Here is a 17845-nt window from a genome sequence, read left to right as displayed (position 1 = left end):
CACTAATATTAATTAATGAAGATATTATAGGGTCTGTTGAACATTCAAACATTAGGGCTGATGATCGCTAAAATTACACCAAATTAGGCGCAAGCCGACTATGTCGAGACCTTAGCTAGGCTTACAACAACGTTTGGGGAGATTCTAGCACCAGCCTTTCATGGCAGTACTAATTATAACCATCCTCTTATACTTTTAGTACGAAAAGACCTTTTGATCTTTAGATTTCATAGCTTAGAGTATTTTATCGATTTCATGTTTTTATCTAGGTAAGCTTCTTAATATTGGAGTTTCCTCTATTAATGTTCCATGTCCTCGATCAACACCATAATCTTTAAGTAAATATCTAAAAACTGGTTTTTTCCGCTATCCAAAACTCACTACTAACCATCGTTCTAGCCGTTGTATTGGTTCACGTAACGCAGTTGAATACGTTGCCATACCACCACTTAATCCCATCAGGCAGCCTAATCCAGTATCAGTCAAACGCGCTTGGATAACCGCTTTATAGTTCTGAAGGAGACTGGCAAGTCGCTACCATATTCAGCAATAAATATTGTTAGCGGTGTAATAAACACTACTGCTATAGTCAGTCTACAATAAACTTAGCACAACCCATATCATAGAACAATTCGTCTAAATAACTCTCCATCTATCCTTGGTATAGAAACTCCTCTTGCACCCATTTTTTTCAATAGAGTTTAGATTAGGCTCACTTACGAAGCACTGCTGCTAAGACAGATATTCTTAAATAACAATGGCATAACCTTCATGATAGCTAATATAGCAATATTACATAATCTACTTAAGAGACTATAACCTTCAAAAAATTTTAAGCTAGGTTGTATATGATATATACCTGTCTCAGGCCTTTATTATTCTTAGGTAAAGTTTTCAATATCGGGGTTTACAGAGATGCAAGACAAGAGTTGTTCTCACAGTGGGACGAGCATTTAAAAGGGTTTAAGCTATAGATCGCCAAGACAAATGTAGTTTAACTTTTACCGTCAGGCTGCATAACTAAGATATCCCAAGCTAGTTTCTACTAGTTTTACAGCATAGATCAAGCCCGCCTCTAATATGCTCGGAGAGGGTCACTTAAACTAATTTTAGATAACGTGTGAAGTCCATAGTTTTTTATATGAAAAAATGGTGCAGACATTAATAAAACCTACAATAAGGTTGCGATTTTTAAGTTGCAACCTTAATTTGGTACGTATAAATATTACATAACAACGCCATTATTGACTAAGCTGCTGCTCAACCAAGGTTATCCAGTAATCAATGCCAATGGCTAAAATACCGTCGTTAAAATCATAAAGTGGGTTATGTAGAGCAGTACCGCCACACTCGCCTTCACCATTACCAATCAAAATATAACAACCATCAATCTCACGTAACATAAATGAGAAATCCTCACTGATTGTGTATCGTTCACAATTGCCATTTACGTTATCAGCGCCAACCACTTTTTTTGCCGCTGTGACAGCATGAGTCGTCTCAACTGGAGCATTGACCGTAGACAAACAAGTGCTGTTGAAGTGATATTCATAATCAACTCCTGCAGATATACACTGCCCTTCCACCACACGTTCAATGGCCTTTTCAATTTTACCCAATGCTGAATCGGTAAAACTGCGCGTGTCACCAGTGATCGTAACTTGTGAAGGAATAACATTAACCGTACCATTGGTCTCAAAGTTGGTCACTGAGATTATAGCGGTTTCATCTATGGCACTTAAATTACGCGAAACAATCGTTTGCAATGCAGTAACCACTTGCGCACCAACAACGATCGGATCTGTACCCATATGCGGTAATGCCGCATGCCCACCAGTGGCATTGATAACAATTTTAAAGCTGCTTTCACTTGCCATCAATGAGTTTGGTCTAGTTATAAACTGTCCTGCTGGAACACCAGGGATATTATGCATACCATATATGGCGTCCATCTTCCAGCGGGTGAATAAGCCGTCAGCAATCATTGCTTTTGCACCAGTAGCTCGCTCTTCATCTGGCTGAAAAATGAAATGCACTGTACCATCAAAGCGTTTATTATTTGCCAGTGCGTAAGCAGCCCCTAGCAACATAGCAGTATGCCCATCATGCCCGCAAGCATGCATCACGCCATCATTCTTTGAGGTATGGCTGAACGTGTTTTGTTCATGTATTTGTAGCGCATCTATATCAGCACGTAGACCAATTGAGCGCGCACTAGTACCATTTTTTAAAATGCCAACCACACCAGTGCCACCAATATTGCGATGAACTTCCAGTCCAAACTCTTCGAGTTTATTAGCGACAAATTCTGCAGTCTTAAACTCTTTGGTACTCAGCTCAGGGTGCTGATGTATATGATGACGCCATTCGACTACTTTTTGTTCTAAATTCATGAATATGTCCTTTTATTGCTATTAAAAAAGCTTCCTCATTACCGTTATTCCTCCACCAATATAAGCTTATCAATGGAAATTATTTCTCACCATTTAGCAATTTACCGTAGCCTGAACATTTAGCTGTTTTGCCACAAAGTTGCATAGAATGCCAAAATAGAGCTGAATTACTAGAAATGATAGGAATACCATATTTATCTTCAAGATACTGAATATGTTCTACTGCTCGAAGACTGGTACAAGACATAAATATTGCTTCTGCTCCAGTATCTTTTACAAGGATTTCAATACCCTCTTCAAAACTACTTAATGACGCTTTATGAATCATATTATCATCCATAATCCCTAACCCAATTAATGCGACTAATTCAAAACCAGAATCTTCTAATCGCAGTTTAAGTTGGTAGTTAACATCGGTTGGATAGGGAGAAAATATAGCTATTTTCTTTGCGTTAAGATGTTTAAAGGCTGCTTTTGCAGCAGACCATGGGTTTGTAGTAGGTATATCACCACGCCCTTCTGTCAGCAGGTTGGAGACTTTTTCTTCGCCAATCACAAAGGAGGCGGAGGTACATGCAAATGCCATAACATCCATTGGTAGTCCGTCCGCCACCAGTAACGCAGCTGCACCAATGCTTGCAGCAACTTCATCCAACGCTTCTGGTGTCATGCCGTTTTTTTTAAATACGCGATTGCTGAATAAGGACGCTTGTTCTGCCAGTAAATGTGACCAATCTGTTTCTAAAGTATGATCATTGGCTAATTGCACCAGACCAATATGTACTCTGTCTGGACGAGGTGCAGGCGTAAATGTCAACTTGATCTCAAAATCATTAAATTGCTCAATATTCATATTCATATCCATTGTTATTTCCGTCATAGCAATACTGTATCCATCATATTGCTATATTTAGAATAGTGATAATTGAACGTTTTATCAGTGTTATATCTGAAGGATAATAAAAGAGTGATACTTGGTTAGATAGTCGTCGCAATTTTCGGGCTCTCAACATTAATTTCTTTATCTTTTCTAATGGCATAAATAATTCCTGCAACAAAAGCTAGTCCCGTTACCAGTACAATGTACAGTTTGATAGAAGTAATTGAATTGTATATAAGAATCCCTTGCACCACACCAGCAAGGCCTACTAGCGTATAAAATGCCCATAAAGGAACTTTTTTACCAAACTCTCGCGTTGCCCAAGCATGTGGAAATTTACTAGGCAACATTGCAATTGATACCATCATAAAAATACCAATACAGATATCAGTAAGAATGTAGGTATTTGCGATAGTACTGATATCCCAACCAAGAATGATTGGTAGCATAGAAGCCAGCCAACAAAGCGTTAAAATCTTCCAAGGAGTGCCTCTTCTATTGGTAACAGCGAAGCTTTTTGGGAACCATCCATCATGCGTAGCTGCTTGAATAGGTTGTACATAAGAGGCATAAACACTATTAATGGTTGTCGACAGAGCCATAAATGGTCCGCAGATCATAAAAAACACGAATAATGGTGTTGAGAGAACTTCTCGCGCAACAAGGGTCATAGGCTGGTTAGCAACTTCATCAATAGGAAGAACACCACTGGCTACGACCGAAACGCCAAGATAGATTATAAAAATTGTAGCGGTTGTACCTATCATCGCGAAAGGAATGTCTTTTTTAGGATTTTTGGCGTATTTACTAAAATACATTAGATAGTATTGGGCATATGTTGCAAAAGAAAGTAAGCAAGCTGCTTTAAAGATACCTAGATTACCTTGGGATGCAAAATCTGGATTTGCTTGTGGTGAAAGAAGGCTAAAGTCAACTTGCCCAAAGCCAATTAGAATAAATGTCGCAACACCAACCAACAGCAGAGTTGTCATTATGTTTTGGAATCTAGATAGAGTATCTAGACCAAATAAATTCACAATATAGAATACCGTTAAACCTGCAATGGCACCCGCTGAAGGAGTGACTGAGGGAAGTAAGGAGTTTATGTAAAACCCTAGCGCTAATGCATATATAGCGACCGTAGGAAAATATAGAAAGAAGCTTACAACGTACATGCCCGCATATTTTTTGCCAAGTATTCTACTAATAAGAGCGTAAGGGCCACCATCTAAAACCATCGCACCACTCGCAAATAACATAGGTATGTTATAGAGCAGTCCAAATATAAGTGCAATGCCAAAAGCCAACCACAAAGCATGTCCAGTGAGTCCAATACCTGCACCGACAAGCGAAAACAGCCCAGCACCGACACAAATGCCGATCCCCATGGCTAATAGCGTCCATTTGCCCAGAATATGATAATTTCTGTCTAAAGAATTTGACATCTTATTTTATTCCCTATTAATATTCAGTGGATATATCACTTCCGATATGATTTTTTAGAGCGGTCAAAGTACCTATAGCTGTCCTTTTATATGGGATTCACCTATACACCTCTTTCATCCGCTCTTGATGCTATTAGTCAATAATGATTAATTCAGGTTCAGCTCGTTTTGTCAACCACTCTGCACCATCTTCTGTAATGACAATGTTTTCTTCATGCAACATCATTTTGTCTAACGCATAGGTCATACCTGGCTCTAGAGTAAGCACCATACCTGGTAGAAGAACGGTATTATCCGTGGCGGTATGAGAAGGACGTTCGGTCAACTCCATACCCAAACCATGACCCAGACGACCAATGTCACTTCCTAACGCTCCATTGGCTTCTAATACATTCCACATTGCATTGTAGATATCTGTTGTAGTTGCGCCAGGACGCACGGCTTCAAAGCCTTTAGTCGTAGCCTCATAAGTAGCGCGATAAGCCGCTTTCGTTTGTTCGCTAGCACGACCAAACGCCCAGTTACGATCAAAATCAGAAAAATAACCATCCCAGACGGCGCCAGTATCAATTAACAAGACGTCACCAGAATCGATGACTCGATCAGTGGGTCCCATCAAAATCTCGTAATAACCATCTGGCCCTGACCCTGCAATAACAAAAGGTGTCTCGTCAGCGCCCTCTCTCATCATATCTATACTAAATTGTTTACAGATTTCACGTTCTGTCATGCCCACTTTTGCGTATGTCGGTATTTTGTCAAAACCTGCATTTGTGATACGACAAATTTCACGAGTCTTGGCAATCTCAGCTTCTGATTTGATTTGACGTAATGTATGTACATCAAGTGACACATCAACAAAATCACTGCTTACCATGCTAGTCAGCAATGCATAGTTGTTGATGGGCATTCGTAAATGAGACTCTATACCTAATGTAGCGCCGATTCGTCCATGCTTACGAGGCAGCGTATTAAGAGTATTGGCCAATAGACTAATGCCATCGTCTTCTGGCTGAGGTGAAGCCCAAGTGTATATATCTTCAATCCAAGTTTCTGCCATGCCGGTAGCTCCTATTTTAGGAATAACGGCAATGGGTTTCCCTGCTGCTGGCACAACGACAAACCAAGGACGAGTGGGACTACGCCAGAATTGAGATAAAAAACCAGTAAAGTATCGAACATTTGGTTCAGTAGTAAAAATCATTGCATCGAGTTTGCGCTTATACATCATTTTCTGAGCATTTTCTGTTCTGGTTTCAAACTCTTTTTGAGTAAACCCTCTTGTGAGTTCGTTCATATTTATGACATCCATGTATATTGAAATTTGTTTATATAATCAGATTTTATTTTAAGAAGTGACTGATTGCATGGCCTGCTGTAAATCAAGAATTAAGTCGTCAGTATTTTCCAGACCTATATTCAGTCTAACTAGACGGCCTTCATAATCTTTATTTGGGCGTTCGATAGAGGGGTAAACTAAGGCCAGACTGGTTACACCACCCCAGCTCATACCAATTTTGAATAGCGCTAAAGAATTAATAAAATTTTCAACTTCAAGCGCGCTGACATAGTCTTTGAAAATAAAAGAGAAAACACTGCTAGAGCCTGTGAAATCACGTTTCCAAAACTCATGACCAGGACAAGAAGGTAAGGCGGGATGTAACACTTGCTCAACGTTAGGATTTTCTGCTATCCAGTGGGCAACTGTGAGCGTTGATTTTTCAAGATGAGCAAGTCGAATGGCTAGTGTTTGCAAACCTCTAAGCGCTAAACTACAATCATCTGGAGACACGGCGAGCCCTAACTGCTTAAAAGTGGCACCTACTTTTTCTTTTAACTTTTCAGAATTTACGGAAACAGTACCTAAAAGCAAATCACTATGCCCGCCGACATACTTAGTCAGTGCTTGAATACTAATATCAACATTATGACCAAATGCATCAAAGTGTACTCCTGCTGCATAAGTATTATCTAAAGCAACGATGACGTCACTCTTGTGAGCTTCGACACAAATGGCTGGAATATCTTGTACTTCCATAGTGACGGAACCAGGGCTTTCAACCCATATCAAAGTAGTATTTTCTCTAATAAGATGAGAAATATCAGCGCCTAGCATTGGATCATATGCCTCAACTTCGATACCTAAGTTTTTAAGCATACCTTGCGCCATCTCTTTATTTGGGCCATAGGCAGAATAAGGTACTAAAGCATGACTTCCACTCTGGCAAGTGGCCAAATAAACCAACGCAATTGCAGCTTGTCCTCCTGGAACGGTAAAAGTATGATGTGCATTCTCTAGCTCGGCTATACGTTCCGCTAATTCAATGGTCGTCGGCGTTCCGTATAAACCGTAACTATAACCATTTTGTTTTTGATCCCAGCCATCAACTACGTCCGATTGCTTTTCAAACAAAACAGTAGAGCCTCTATAGGTGGGAGTAACTAGAGACTTAAAACCTGGATTGGATAAAACTTGAGGTTGAGTTAATTTAGTTTGCCAATGCATACTTATTTCCTTTAAGTATTGTTAATTTGTACTTGTAAGTTTAGCTTTTTTGCTATAAGAATAACGGTCTGAATATAGCCATTAAATGGGAAAAATTACCAATGAAGACAGCTGATTTGCTAGATAATTTCGATAAGGAGATATTGCGCGTTTTGCAAGAGGATAATAAAACCTCCTTAAAATTTCTTTCTGAAAAAGTTTGTCTATCTATAGCATCCGTTCAACGCAGAATAAAAAAGATGGAGGACAATGGTGTTATTGCTACTAATACAGCAATCGTTGATCCTATAAAAATCGGGAAACTCATTACTATTGTTGTTGAAATACATATAGAAAAATCTCATTCATCAGATTTAGAAACGCTAAAAAAGTCCTTTTCATCACCGTCGATACAGCAGTGTTACTACGTAACAGGGGATGCGGATTTTATTTTGATTTTGGTGGTATCAAGCATGGAAGAGTATAGTGTTATTAGGAAAGAATTGTTCTATGACAATCCTAATATTAAGTGGTTTAGAACGATGATAGTGATGGATCGCGTGAAATCGACATTGCATCAATTGATATAGCTTCATAAAACTTAGTTAGGGTCTAAACAGGCTGAGATAATATAAAAAAGATTAAAGTACACGCTATTTTCATAACTACTGAAGTGTTGACCTATGCTGTTCATATTTTAATCATTAAATTTATATGTAACGGCTTTATTACCGTATAGCACTCTTATCAGACCTTACAAGAAGAAATTTTGAAATATCGTTGAGTCTAGTAGGATATTTTTGAATAGCTATTAAATTTAAGAGAATACTATGAAAGTTTTACAATTTAGCTCAATTATCGCGTTAGTGACATTAACCACGCTGGCCGGTTGCCAGCATACGGATAAAACGTTAGAGGGTTCACTAGAAATAAAGCCATCCAACGTCATGCAGAAATTGTTTAGTATCAATACGGATGAAGTATTTTATATCACTTTCCCTGACCATAAGAATCAAGTGGAATTGACAAATTTTATCAGCGCCAATGACAGCCAAGGTAGCAAACCATATGTGAGAGGTGTATTAGCAAATAATAAAAATTATTCAGCGTCGCTGGACTATACCAATATCACCGCGTTAAACAGCTCAGAAGATAAAAATGTTTTTAAATTTATCGCTCCTTATACACTAACCAATACTACCCCTGTATCAGATGAAGCGCTGTCTAATTTAGATAATCCAAACCTTCCTAGCAGCTCACTTTATTTAGGATTTTTTGAGCTAGATTACAACACCAATAATATCACTCAACATAATCAACAGCTCTTAGGGAAGTACAGTACGCTGACTGACATAAACTATGATGGACAAGAGACTGTCAATGTCAGCATACGTCAGTACCCAACAGAAACCGACCAAAATAAAAACGTCAGGTCTAGTGTTCATGCTCTGACGTTTAAAGCGGGCGAAGAGATGACGCTGGTTGATAATGTGGTTGCGGAATAAGCATTTAGTTCATGTGAGTACCTGTCACGCTTGTTTTTACCTGCATGATTAGTGATAAGCAATAAAGAATTACTGCTAAGGCTAAAAAAATAAAAGTCAGAGGTAAAAACAAGCTTTCTTGGAGCACGCCATCAGCACCAATGTCACCATAAAATAAGCCTTCCATCAGTCCAGACAGTGTAGCGAGGGCCAGCATAATTGAGCCACTGATAAATAATTTAGATGTCATGAAAACTCCATAGGCTGATAGTTAAAAGTAATAATCTATTTTAATTCTAGAAGCACTCATCAAGTCATGAGTGCCTAGGCATATATCGTATATGAAATAATAAGCAGATTGGACGAGCTCCTATTTTTTCATAAACTATTCATACTCGGTCTTTAAAAATATCAATATTCATGAAAGTAAATTTATCGGTCGTTGACTATAAAAACTTGTGAGATCAAGCTGTAGATCCAAACTCAAATCACTATCATCTGTTCTACTAGAAAATCTAAAAAAACGCGTGTTTTTGGTGAAACCATATCTCGCTTTAAATAAATAGCGTAAGTAGCACTCAGTTCTTCATAGGGACTAAAAATATGATCTGGCATGACTTGAACTAATGACCCTTTCGCCAATTCATCTTTAACAGCCCACAGTGGTATTAGCGTCAGACCTGTATGATTCAATACCAGCTGCTTCTGACCATTCACTGAGTTCACTGAAACCTGACTATTAATCATCAACTTTTTACTATCTTCTGCTATCAAAAACCACTCTTTCCAACCGTTATAACCATATCGGATACATTGGTGATCAGCTAGATCGTCAATCCTACGAGGCGTGCCATTATTTTTTAAATATTGGGGGCTTGCACACAGTAGAAAATCATTAAATACCAAGCGTCTGGCAATCATGGTCGAATCAGATAAGCGTCCACTTCGAATAGCGACGTCAATATTTTCTTCTATAAGATCTACAACCCGTTCTGTTAACTCAATTTTTATATCAATATCTGGATATAACGACATAAATTTCGGTATTAACGGTAATACCATGCTTTCACCAAAACCGACTGTCATGCTGATTTTAAGCTTACCCTGTGGCGTTATTTGTAAATCATTAACGGCTCTTTTGGCATTATCAAACTCTGACACAATTCGCTGAGAGTATTCATAATATTTGTGTCCTGCTTCAGTCAAACTGGTGTTTCTGGTCGTTTTATTGAGTAGACGTACCCCCAACTCTTTCTCAAGCACTGCTAACTGCCGTGAAATGGAAGACGGCTGTACATCAAAGATGCGGCTGGCTTCTGAAATGCTACCGGTTTCGACAACACTATTGAAATATGCCAGTCGATTTATTGAGCTCATCGCCACTCCTTTATTAAGTTGGTAGGTATTCCATTTAACTGTAACCATGGCTTGCTCAAAAAGCAAAAGTAATTTGTTTACTAGGTAATGGTTTGCTGGATTAGCAACGTCTAAACTGATTGTCCTGAAACAAACAATAAGACATCCACACCAGTAAAGGGTAATAACATGAAAGCGATGATCATTAAAGAAATCGGTACAACTGCAGTTTTTCAATTGGCAGAAAAACCAAAACCAACGGCAACACTAGGTCATATGGTTGTGGAAGTGAAAGCCACTAGTGTGAATCCTATTGATACCATGCTGCGCTCAGTCGAGCTGCCTTGGTCGGAGAATTTGCCAGAGATACTACACGGTGATGTAGCTGGCATTGTGAGCGAGATAGGTGCCGACGTCACTGAATTTAGTGTTGGTGACGAAGTTTATGGTATGGCTGGTGGCCTCAACGGTATTGATGGTGCACTTGCTGAATTCATGTTAGTTGATGTGCGTTTAATGGCGAAAAAGCCTAAAACTCTCAGTATGAAGCAAGCCGCAGCCCTGCCGTTGGTCGCACTCACTTCTTATGAGGCACTCGTACAAAAAATGAATGTCAAAGAAGGCGATAACGTCTTGATTCATGGTGCAACAGGGGGCGTTGGTCATATTGCCGTTCAGCTAGCAAAAGTACTTGGCGCGACAGTCACCGCTACCTACTCTCCTGCTAATAGTGCACTAGCACAAACACTAGGCGCGGATTATCTAGTGGATTATACAACAGCGGAGGTTGATGATTATGTGGCGACGTATACTGACAGCGTGGGTTTTGACAAAGTTTTCGATACGGTGGCTAGTGATAATATTCAAAAATCTTTTCAAGCCGTTAGATTCAATGGCCATGTCGCCACTATTTTACCTATTGCTGACCCATTGCAAGTTGCTCTCAAAGCCTTATCCTTTCACGGTGTTTTGGTGCTCATTCCATTATTTCATGGCATCAACCATGAATCGCACGGTCGTATCCTGACAATGATTGCAGAGCTGGTTGATAGTGGCAAAATCACGCCTATCATAGATGATAGTAACTACTCTATTTGGGAAGTAGCACGCGCGCATGACCATCTTGAATCAGGTAAAGCAGTGGGTAAAATTACGCTTACCGTATAGTGGTAAGGTTACCGAATAGACACGGTCACAGGCCTTGAACTCCTCTATCCTAGTGCCCTGACTTAGACCCTATCGAGAGAAATGGGTACAAACCAATATTCCACGCCAAGAATAGATAATGGTTTTTTAAATTGCTAAATGATGTGGGCTGTCATGAATTTATTATGAATGGCTCATATAACGATCTTCTGAAGGAATAAAAATTATGATGAGAAAAACGTTACTGCCAAGCGTGCTGTTATTAAGTCTGACTGCGTGCCAGAACACTAATACACAGGGCCTTGAGACAACAACGGTTTTACAAAACGACCTACCGACGACAACCTCAACCGATAAGTATACTAACAATATAACGGGCGATTACGTCACAGATGGCTATACAAAGCGTAACGAGGGTTATGACTGGTTTGCGATCAGCGTACGTGATGCTGGTCAAGACGCTATTAGTGTGTCTATTCGTTCTCGCATAGACAAAAAGAAACCTACTTGTACATTAGACACCGTACTTCATAAAGCTAATGATGGACGGTATCAGTTTTGGGTAGATAATAACCCCATCTATTTGCGCTTTGATGACAATAGCTTATCCATTGAAGGCGAAAAATCTCATCTACAAAAAACAGCTTTTTATTGTAGCGGCGGTGCAACGCTTGGTGGCGTATATCAAAAATTAAGCGATACGCTGGATACTCGACAATTGGACAACTCGCAATACGCTACATCACTCAACTATGGTGATTTTTCTACTCAAGTGACCAGTACCTCTGACGGCAACGGTGGTTATATCTTGCAGATTCAGCCCATGGGTGAAGACATCATCGAGCGACCAATTAGCGATCCTGTTGTTAGTGCCGATGTGGGTGATATAAATGGCGATGGATATCCTGAAATTCTAGTATTCACTCAAAGTGTGGGTAGCGGTTCATATGGTGATGTGATTGCTCATTCGAGCAATAAAGGGCTGTCGTGGAGTCAAGTCTCTTATCCAGAGCTGACTGATACACTCAAACAAGGTTATATGGGGCATGATGAATTTTTGCTAGTTGAGAATGTGTTAGTTAGACGTTTCCCACTCTATTTAGAAAATGATAGCAATGCCAATCCACAAGGTAAAACACGCCAAATTCAGTATCGTATGATAGAGGGTGAGGCTTCTCGTCAGTTTGTAATTGACACGATTAATGAGTTTTAAGTACTTCTTAACAACTTACTGGATAATAGGATAAAGCAAGTGCTATATAAAAACTTTGAAATACAGTTAGTTTTAGCATTAGCTGTATTCACGACTGCCTGTACAAATACGGATCTTATGCATACTACCGCTATTGATACTGTACTTGAAGAGACGGATCTGGTAAGAGCTAAACCAATAGCTATCGAAGAATCTAATATAAATTTCGACAGTCATCCAATTGCAAAACGTTATAGAACTGTGATTAGTGGGGAATATGCGAAACAGGACGTGAATTTTGCAAACCATTACGTAGTAATAACATGGGGCTGTGGTTCAGGCTGTGTCAGTGGTGCGATGGTCGATAGCCGAAATGGAACGGTTTACCCTTTACCAGAAGATAAAGAATGGGGTGGTAATGGCACATATGTTACATTTGAACAGGAAAGCAATATTCTAACGTCAGTATGGGTAATTCCGACCCCAACAGGCGATACTGAAGAAACGCAAAAATACTGGAGATGGGATGAGCAATCTAAAGTATTTGCACATACTTCTGCATTTCCAACATGTCTTGAGAGTAAATAAGAGAGAAAACCTGTGAAAAAAACTACCAAAGTGCAAATGGCAACGATAATCGCCATAGTCCTTTGTATTGTATGGGAAATTTATATAGGTATATGGTCTAGAACACAAGTTGGAGCGATAATAAGAGTAGATATATTCATTATCTATCCAATTTTGATAGCTCTAATTATTATTTCAATTAGACAATACACAAGAAATAAGCGAAGCAATCATAGATAAAAAGGCTTAAGAGTAGTACGCGATGACATATTAGGCTTTTCTTTTCGACACTCGTTTTCGCAAACAGGACATATGTCATGCTTACTCTTCATATTGCTAACGGCGCATCAGCTTCTAGCACTTTAAAACATTATTCCAAACAAAATAAGCTTGATGGTACAAACGAAGTGTTAGTGGTGTTTTGATGACTATCTCAATAGCTTAATCAGACCACCCTAAACCGACTTTTTCCGCTAAAAAAGTTTATCATAACGTGTGTTTATGGGAATACGTTCTGTGCGTTATACAGGCATCAAACTCTAAGCTGTATACTCAACATTCAGAGTGCTTTTAATAACTGTCTATTAACTCGTAGCGCAACTCACTATTTTTGAGATCTCAGCAACTGATTTGAGAGAGTCACATTATAAATAATAATGTTTATAAAACTAAATTACGATAATTTTTGTCTTTTAAAACATCTTGGCAGTTGTACATTGGTCGAATTTGTTAGCCCATTTAATAAAGCAACGAGTAAAATCAAAACAATACCCATATATTGAATACCTGCTAACACTTGATGCAGGAGCAATACTGCCAAAAATATTGCGGTCAAAGGTTCAAAGATAGTAAATACTGACGCGCGTGTGGCCGGTAATTTTTCTAATGCTTTCATATATAATGCAAAAGGTGCAATCGTACCCACCAAAGATAAGCCCAGTACATATATCCAGCTAACAATGGGAAGCTGTATCAGCTTATAATAAGTTGTATACGTGGTAGGAATGAACAATAATACAATACCACTGAACAAAATTGACGTAAAAAAGACAAGCGGTGCAGAGTGTTTATGATGCATGGCGCGTTTACCAAGCACACCATATAAAGAGTAACAAACGCCAGAGATCAGCCCAACGGCAATACCCCATTTCCCTTCAGTACTACCACCCATCGTAGTCATACCAACGCCAATCACTGCTACAACTGCCAGCAATGCAGCTTTATAAGTAATTCGCTCATCTAACAATAGGTGCGAAAATATCAAGCTAAAGACTGGCGCCGTATAGAGCAACGCAACGGCCGTGCCTGCACCCACATGAAGCACTGCAAATAAGTAGCAAACCGTCATACCTAGTACGCCAATTAGGGATTGTAGACCAAGCCCAAACCATTGACCGAGTGTTAGCCTGCTTAATGGTTTCCAGATCTTAGACAACATCGCTATAGCAATAATAGCTGCCGTTACGATACGCAATATCGTAATCTGCCAACTACTAAAACCTAATTGACTGAGATAAGTCGAAAATATACCAAGTGTGCCCCAACATATGGCCGCCATGACAATTTGTATGGTGCCAATCCATGGCTGGACGTCAACCGCTATAGGTTTGGTGCTCAATGCTTCCACGACTAGTCACCTCTATTATTGAACAGAAAATGTTCGTAATATGATTAAGTAAATATAAAACTGGTACAAAATAACTGAGTGTGAATCAGCATTAGCTTATCTATACAACTCATACTTGCCAGCCTTACTGAATACGTTAACCGCCGAATTTATGACTATCAGTCAGTAAACTCAGCGGTTAACTTAGGCTCTGTTAAGTATTTATAAATATAAGTATCTATATCTAAGCGCTGACAGCTTCTTCTGATATGGCTTTGACTCTATTAGGAACCAATACACTAACGACCACGTAAGTGATGGCTGATGCAGCTGATCCGATAAGAGGTCCCTCTACCCAGCCGACAATACCTGATGTTAAGAGATAACTACTACAAACAGCACCGACGATAATAGAGGCAATAGCAGCCATCGTTGAGCCTTTATAAAAGATAGTCACTAAAAGCACGCCAGATAAAGCTGCCATTAAAGTACCGCTAGAGAATATTCCTAGATAGCTAAGCATCGCTTCAGGTAGGAAGAAAGTAGAAATGAAGGCGATAGCAGCCACAATAGCGACCCACAATCTATTCAGTTTCAATAACTCAGCCTCAGTGCGAGGTTTATTGTCAAATATAGCCAAACGCAAATCATGTGAGGCAGCAGTTGATAAGGTATGCAAGATAGAGTTTGCCGTAGACTTCATAGCGAAGAGAATAAACAAAGTGATCACACTACCCACCACACTTGGAATAGCATTGGCTAAATACCAAGGCATTGCTTCATCGGGATTGATCAGGCCTGGGTTTTTGATACGAACATATAAGCCAACGATAGGCACCAAACTCAAAATACACCCTAGAATGGCCGTATAAAAGCCTGTTTTGGCAATGCTAATATTAGATTTCATCGCCAAAAAACGTACTGACATATAGGGCAATGCAGTACTAAAGATAAGCGCATAGACAAATACTAGAAAAACAGAAGCTTTGGCATTACCATATGGGTTAGAATTCTCTGGATTGACAAGATTTGGATCTATCGCATTCAGCTGCGTCATCATATCTGCTAACGGAATGTCAGTGAACACCTGAACCACTATATAAATGGCAGCAGTGGCCATCCCAATTACCATAAAAGTATCAGTCCAAGCAACGGCGAGCAATCCGCCTGCCATGGTATAAATAGTAATAATCACCAATAAAAGCGCAGAAGCCAGAAGAGGTGAAATACCGAGCCAGCTACTACCCAACATACCAAGCGCTCTAATCTGAGCCGTTAAAAATACGGTTAAAAATATAATCATGCCCAAAGACGTGACAATACGCAAAGTGCGAGCAGATATTGAATTTCGATCATTACAGTGCAAATTGACGATAAATTCAGGAATGGTACTACTACCCATCTTCATGGCTCTATTACGCAAATAGACCGCAAAAAATAATACGGCGACGACCATGGCTGGTGCAAAAAAGAAATTACCTAAAAGCTCAATCGTCCCATATTGGTATGCGGCACCAGGTGAACCCATAAAGCCCCAACCACTAAACCCAGTCGCCACGACAGTACCTGCCATAACAAAAGGCCCTAATGAGCGACCGGCTACTAAAAAACCACTTTCCTCATCTGCTGACATGACTTTTGACGCTTTACTAGCCAATACAATGAGAAGTGCAATTGCTGCTAACAATATCATCCAATTAATAAACATGTCGATTCCTCGTATCGTTTACTACATTACTTGTTATGACGCTCTACGAAGAAATAACTCACTGCCAGTAATAGCGTCAGTACATTAATGGTCAAAAACCAAAATAACGTCCAGCTGTTAAGAAACAGGTCCATAATGTTATTTCCTTAATAAGTAAAATGTGAAAATAATTGCATCGTGTGAGGCGCATCATCATCTATATTGGCGGGCTGAAAATAAGAAATTTATTCATGGTAGGCCCACTCAATATAGATAGTATTTATTGATACCCCCTCCATTAACGACCGATAATATTATGCTCAGGGCCATACTTAAAGCCTGTGATATTATCAGCGCCCGTCTCATTGATGACTAAGATGTCATGCTCTCGATAACCGCCAGCACCTGGCATGCCCTCTGGAATCATAATCATCGGCTCCATAGAGATGACCATACCTGGCTCAAGCACTGTTTCAATATCTTCACGTAGCTCCAGTCCTGCCTCGCGTCCATAATAGTGGCTGAGCACACCAAAAGAATGGCCATAACCAAAGCTGCGTTTTTCTAATAAGTCGTATTTTGCATAAATTTTATTCAGCTCATGTGCGATATCGCAGCAACGCACGCCAGGTTTGATAAGCTCAAGACCTGCTTCATGTACTTCACAATTTATCTGCCAGTATCGTAGTGAATCTGCATCACATTTATCCAAGAACAATGTTCGTTCAAGCGCGGTATAGTAGCCTGCTATCATAGAAAAACAGTTAAGACTCAATATATCACCCGATTGGACACGACGATTGGTCACTGGATTGTGGGCACCATCCGTATTAATACCTGACTGAAACCATGTCCATGTATCCATGAGTTCCACTTGACCAAACTGCTCACCAATAGCCTTCACCATCGCTTGTGTAGATGCCAAGGCAACTTCGTATTCGGGCACGCCATCATAAACAGCCTGTACCAATGCAGCTCCACCAATATCACAGACCTGAGCACCCTTTGTTATTAGCGCTATCTCTTCAGAGGACTTAACCATTCTCATGGTCATACATGCTAGGCTAATATCAATAAACTCTACATTGGGTAAGGTAGCTTTGAGCTTAGCAAAACGATCCATTGGTAAATGATCAAACTCAATACCTACACGTCCGTGATGAGGAATTTGTTGAGCAATGGCTTTGAAATAGTTATCACGCTGCCAATCAGTGTAAACAATATTATTGTCACCCACAGTACGACGCCAAGGCTGTCCACCATCGATATTGGCGGATATTGACACGACTTCTTTTGAAGTAACGACTAGTCCATAAGGTCGCCCAAAAGAGCAATATATGAAGTCAGAGTAGTAATTGATGTTATGTATCGAGGTGAAAAATACCGCTGCAATATTATGGTTGTCTAAATACTCACGAAGTTTCTCATGACGATTTGCATATTCTTGATGACTAAAAGTCGGTTGCACTTTCTGGCCGTTTTTAATTTCGATTAGACTTGGGAGATGCAGATTATCTAATGAGCCATCTAAAGAGGCTAGGTTTAATGAGTTCATCGATTTTCGAGAAAAATCTGTAGAAGATAACGTGCTAGTGAGGTCTTTT

15 protein-coding genes are annotated in these 17845 nt (G+C 39.6%); 5 read left to right on the top strand and 10 right to left on the bottom strand.

Annotation, left to right across the window (positions count from 1 at the left end; genetic code table 11):
• Positions 1-1241: 1241 nt before the first annotated feature.
• From JMW61_RS09790 to JMW61_RS09770, 5 genes are all read right to left on the bottom strand, one after another.
• The gene (locus JMW61_RS09790) at positions 1242-2393 is read right to left on the bottom strand and encodes a M20 aminoacylase family protein (RefSeq protein WP_201550886.1); all 1152 of its coding nucleotides are present in this window, start codon (positions 2391-2393) and stop codon (positions 1242-1244) included.
• Positions 2394-2472: 79 nt separating this feature from the next.
• Positions 2473-3246, bottom strand: a complete 774-nt coding sequence (locus JMW61_RS09785) for a maleate cis-trans isomerase family protein (RefSeq protein WP_201550884.1) — start codon at positions 3244-3246, stop codon at positions 2473-2475.
• 125 nt (positions 3247-3371) lie between these two features.
• Entirely contained in the window at positions 3372-4718 is a 1347-nt protein-coding gene (locus tag JMW61_RS09780) for an APC family permease (RefSeq protein WP_201550882.1), read from the bottom strand.
• Positions 4719-4851: 133 nt separating this feature from the next.
• Positions 4852-6015, bottom strand: coding sequence for a M24 family metallopeptidase (locus JMW61_RS09775; protein ID WP_201550880.1), 1164 nt, complete (start codon positions 6013-6015; stop codon positions 4852-4854).
• Positions 6016-6066: 51 nt separating this feature from the next.
• On the bottom strand, positions 6067-7224 hold the full coding sequence (locus tag JMW61_RS09770; RefSeq protein WP_201550878.1) for a cystathionine beta-lyase: 1158 nt from the start codon (positions 7222-7224) through the stop codon (positions 6067-6069).
• Between the two features lie 101 nt (positions 7225-7325).
• Here JMW61_RS09770 and JMW61_RS09765 point away from each other — a divergent pair, with 101 nt between their 5' ends.
• Together JMW61_RS09765 and JMW61_RS09760 are read left to right on the top strand one after the other, a co-directional pair.
• Positions 7326-7793, top strand: a complete 468-nt coding sequence (locus JMW61_RS09765; RefSeq protein ID WP_194196756.1) for an Lrp/AsnC family transcriptional regulator — start codon at positions 7326-7328, stop codon at positions 7791-7793.
• Between the two features lie 240 nt (positions 7794-8033).
• Positions 8034-8708, top strand: a complete 675-nt coding sequence (locus JMW61_RS09760) for a hypothetical protein (RefSeq protein ID WP_201550876.1) — start codon at positions 8034-8036, stop codon at positions 8706-8708.
• A 4-nt stretch (positions 8709-8712) separates the two neighbouring features.
• Here the strand turns inward: JMW61_RS09760 and JMW61_RS09755 are convergent, their stop codons facing one another.
• Both JMW61_RS09755 and JMW61_RS09750 read right to left on the bottom strand, forming a co-directional pair.
• A complete protein-coding gene (locus JMW61_RS09755; RefSeq protein ID WP_201550874.1) occupies positions 8713-8937 on the bottom strand; it encodes a hypothetical protein in 225 nt (74 codons plus the stop codon).
• A 233-nt stretch (positions 8938-9170) separates the two neighbouring features.
• Positions 9171-10064 (bottom strand): LysR family transcriptional regulator, encoded by an 894-nt coding sequence (locus JMW61_RS09750; RefSeq protein WP_201550872.1) that lies wholly within the window; start codon positions 10062-10064, stop codon positions 9171-9173.
• A 168-nt stretch (positions 10065-10232) separates the two neighbouring features.
• Here JMW61_RS09750 and JMW61_RS09745 point away from each other — a divergent pair, with 168 nt between their 5' ends.
• From JMW61_RS09745 to JMW61_RS09735, 3 genes are all read left to right on the top strand, one after another.
• Positions 10233-11210, top strand: a complete 978-nt coding sequence (locus JMW61_RS09745) for a zinc-dependent alcohol dehydrogenase family protein (protein ID WP_201550870.1) — start codon at positions 10233-10235, stop codon at positions 11208-11210.
• Between the two features lie 205 nt (positions 11211-11415).
• Positions 11416-12402: a hypothetical protein gene (locus tag JMW61_RS09740; RefSeq protein WP_201550868.1), complete on the top strand. Its 987-nt coding sequence runs from the start codon at positions 11416-11418 to the stop codon at positions 12400-12402.
• 39 nt (positions 12403-12441) lie between these two features.
• A complete protein-coding gene (locus tag JMW61_RS09735; protein ID WP_201550866.1) occupies positions 12442-12969 on the top strand; it encodes a hypothetical protein in 528 nt (175 codons plus the stop codon).
• Positions 12970-13621: 652 nt separating this feature from the next.
• Here the strand turns inward: JMW61_RS09735 and JMW61_RS09730 are convergent.
• The 3 genes from JMW61_RS09730 to JMW61_RS09720 all read right to left on the bottom strand — a co-directional run bounded on the left by JMW61_RS09730 (position 13622) and on the right by JMW61_RS09720 (position 17796).
• Positions 13622-14575, bottom strand: coding sequence for a DMT family transporter (locus JMW61_RS09730; RefSeq protein WP_227687437.1), 954 nt, complete (start codon positions 14573-14575; stop codon positions 13622-13624).
• A 223-nt stretch (positions 14576-14798) separates the two neighbouring features.
• Entirely contained in the window at positions 14799-16262 is a 1464-nt protein-coding gene (locus JMW61_RS09725) for a sodium:solute symporter family protein (protein WP_194196763.1), read from the bottom strand.
• A gap of 277 nt (positions 16263-16539) precedes the next feature.
• The gene (locus JMW61_RS09720) at positions 16540-17796 is read right to left on the bottom strand and encodes a M24 family metallopeptidase (protein WP_194196837.1); all 1257 of its coding nucleotides are present in this window, start codon (positions 17794-17796) and stop codon (positions 16540-16542) included.
• Between the last annotated feature and the right edge of the window lie 49 nt (positions 17797-17845).

Source organism: Psychrobacter fjordensis, from assembly GCF_904845995.1.
GTDB lineage: Bacteria > Pseudomonadota > Gammaproteobacteria > Pseudomonadales > Moraxellaceae > Psychrobacter > Psychrobacter fjordensis.
The sequence above is the reverse complement of the archived record's forward strand: the minus strand, read 5'-3'. Positions and strand labels throughout refer to the sequence as shown.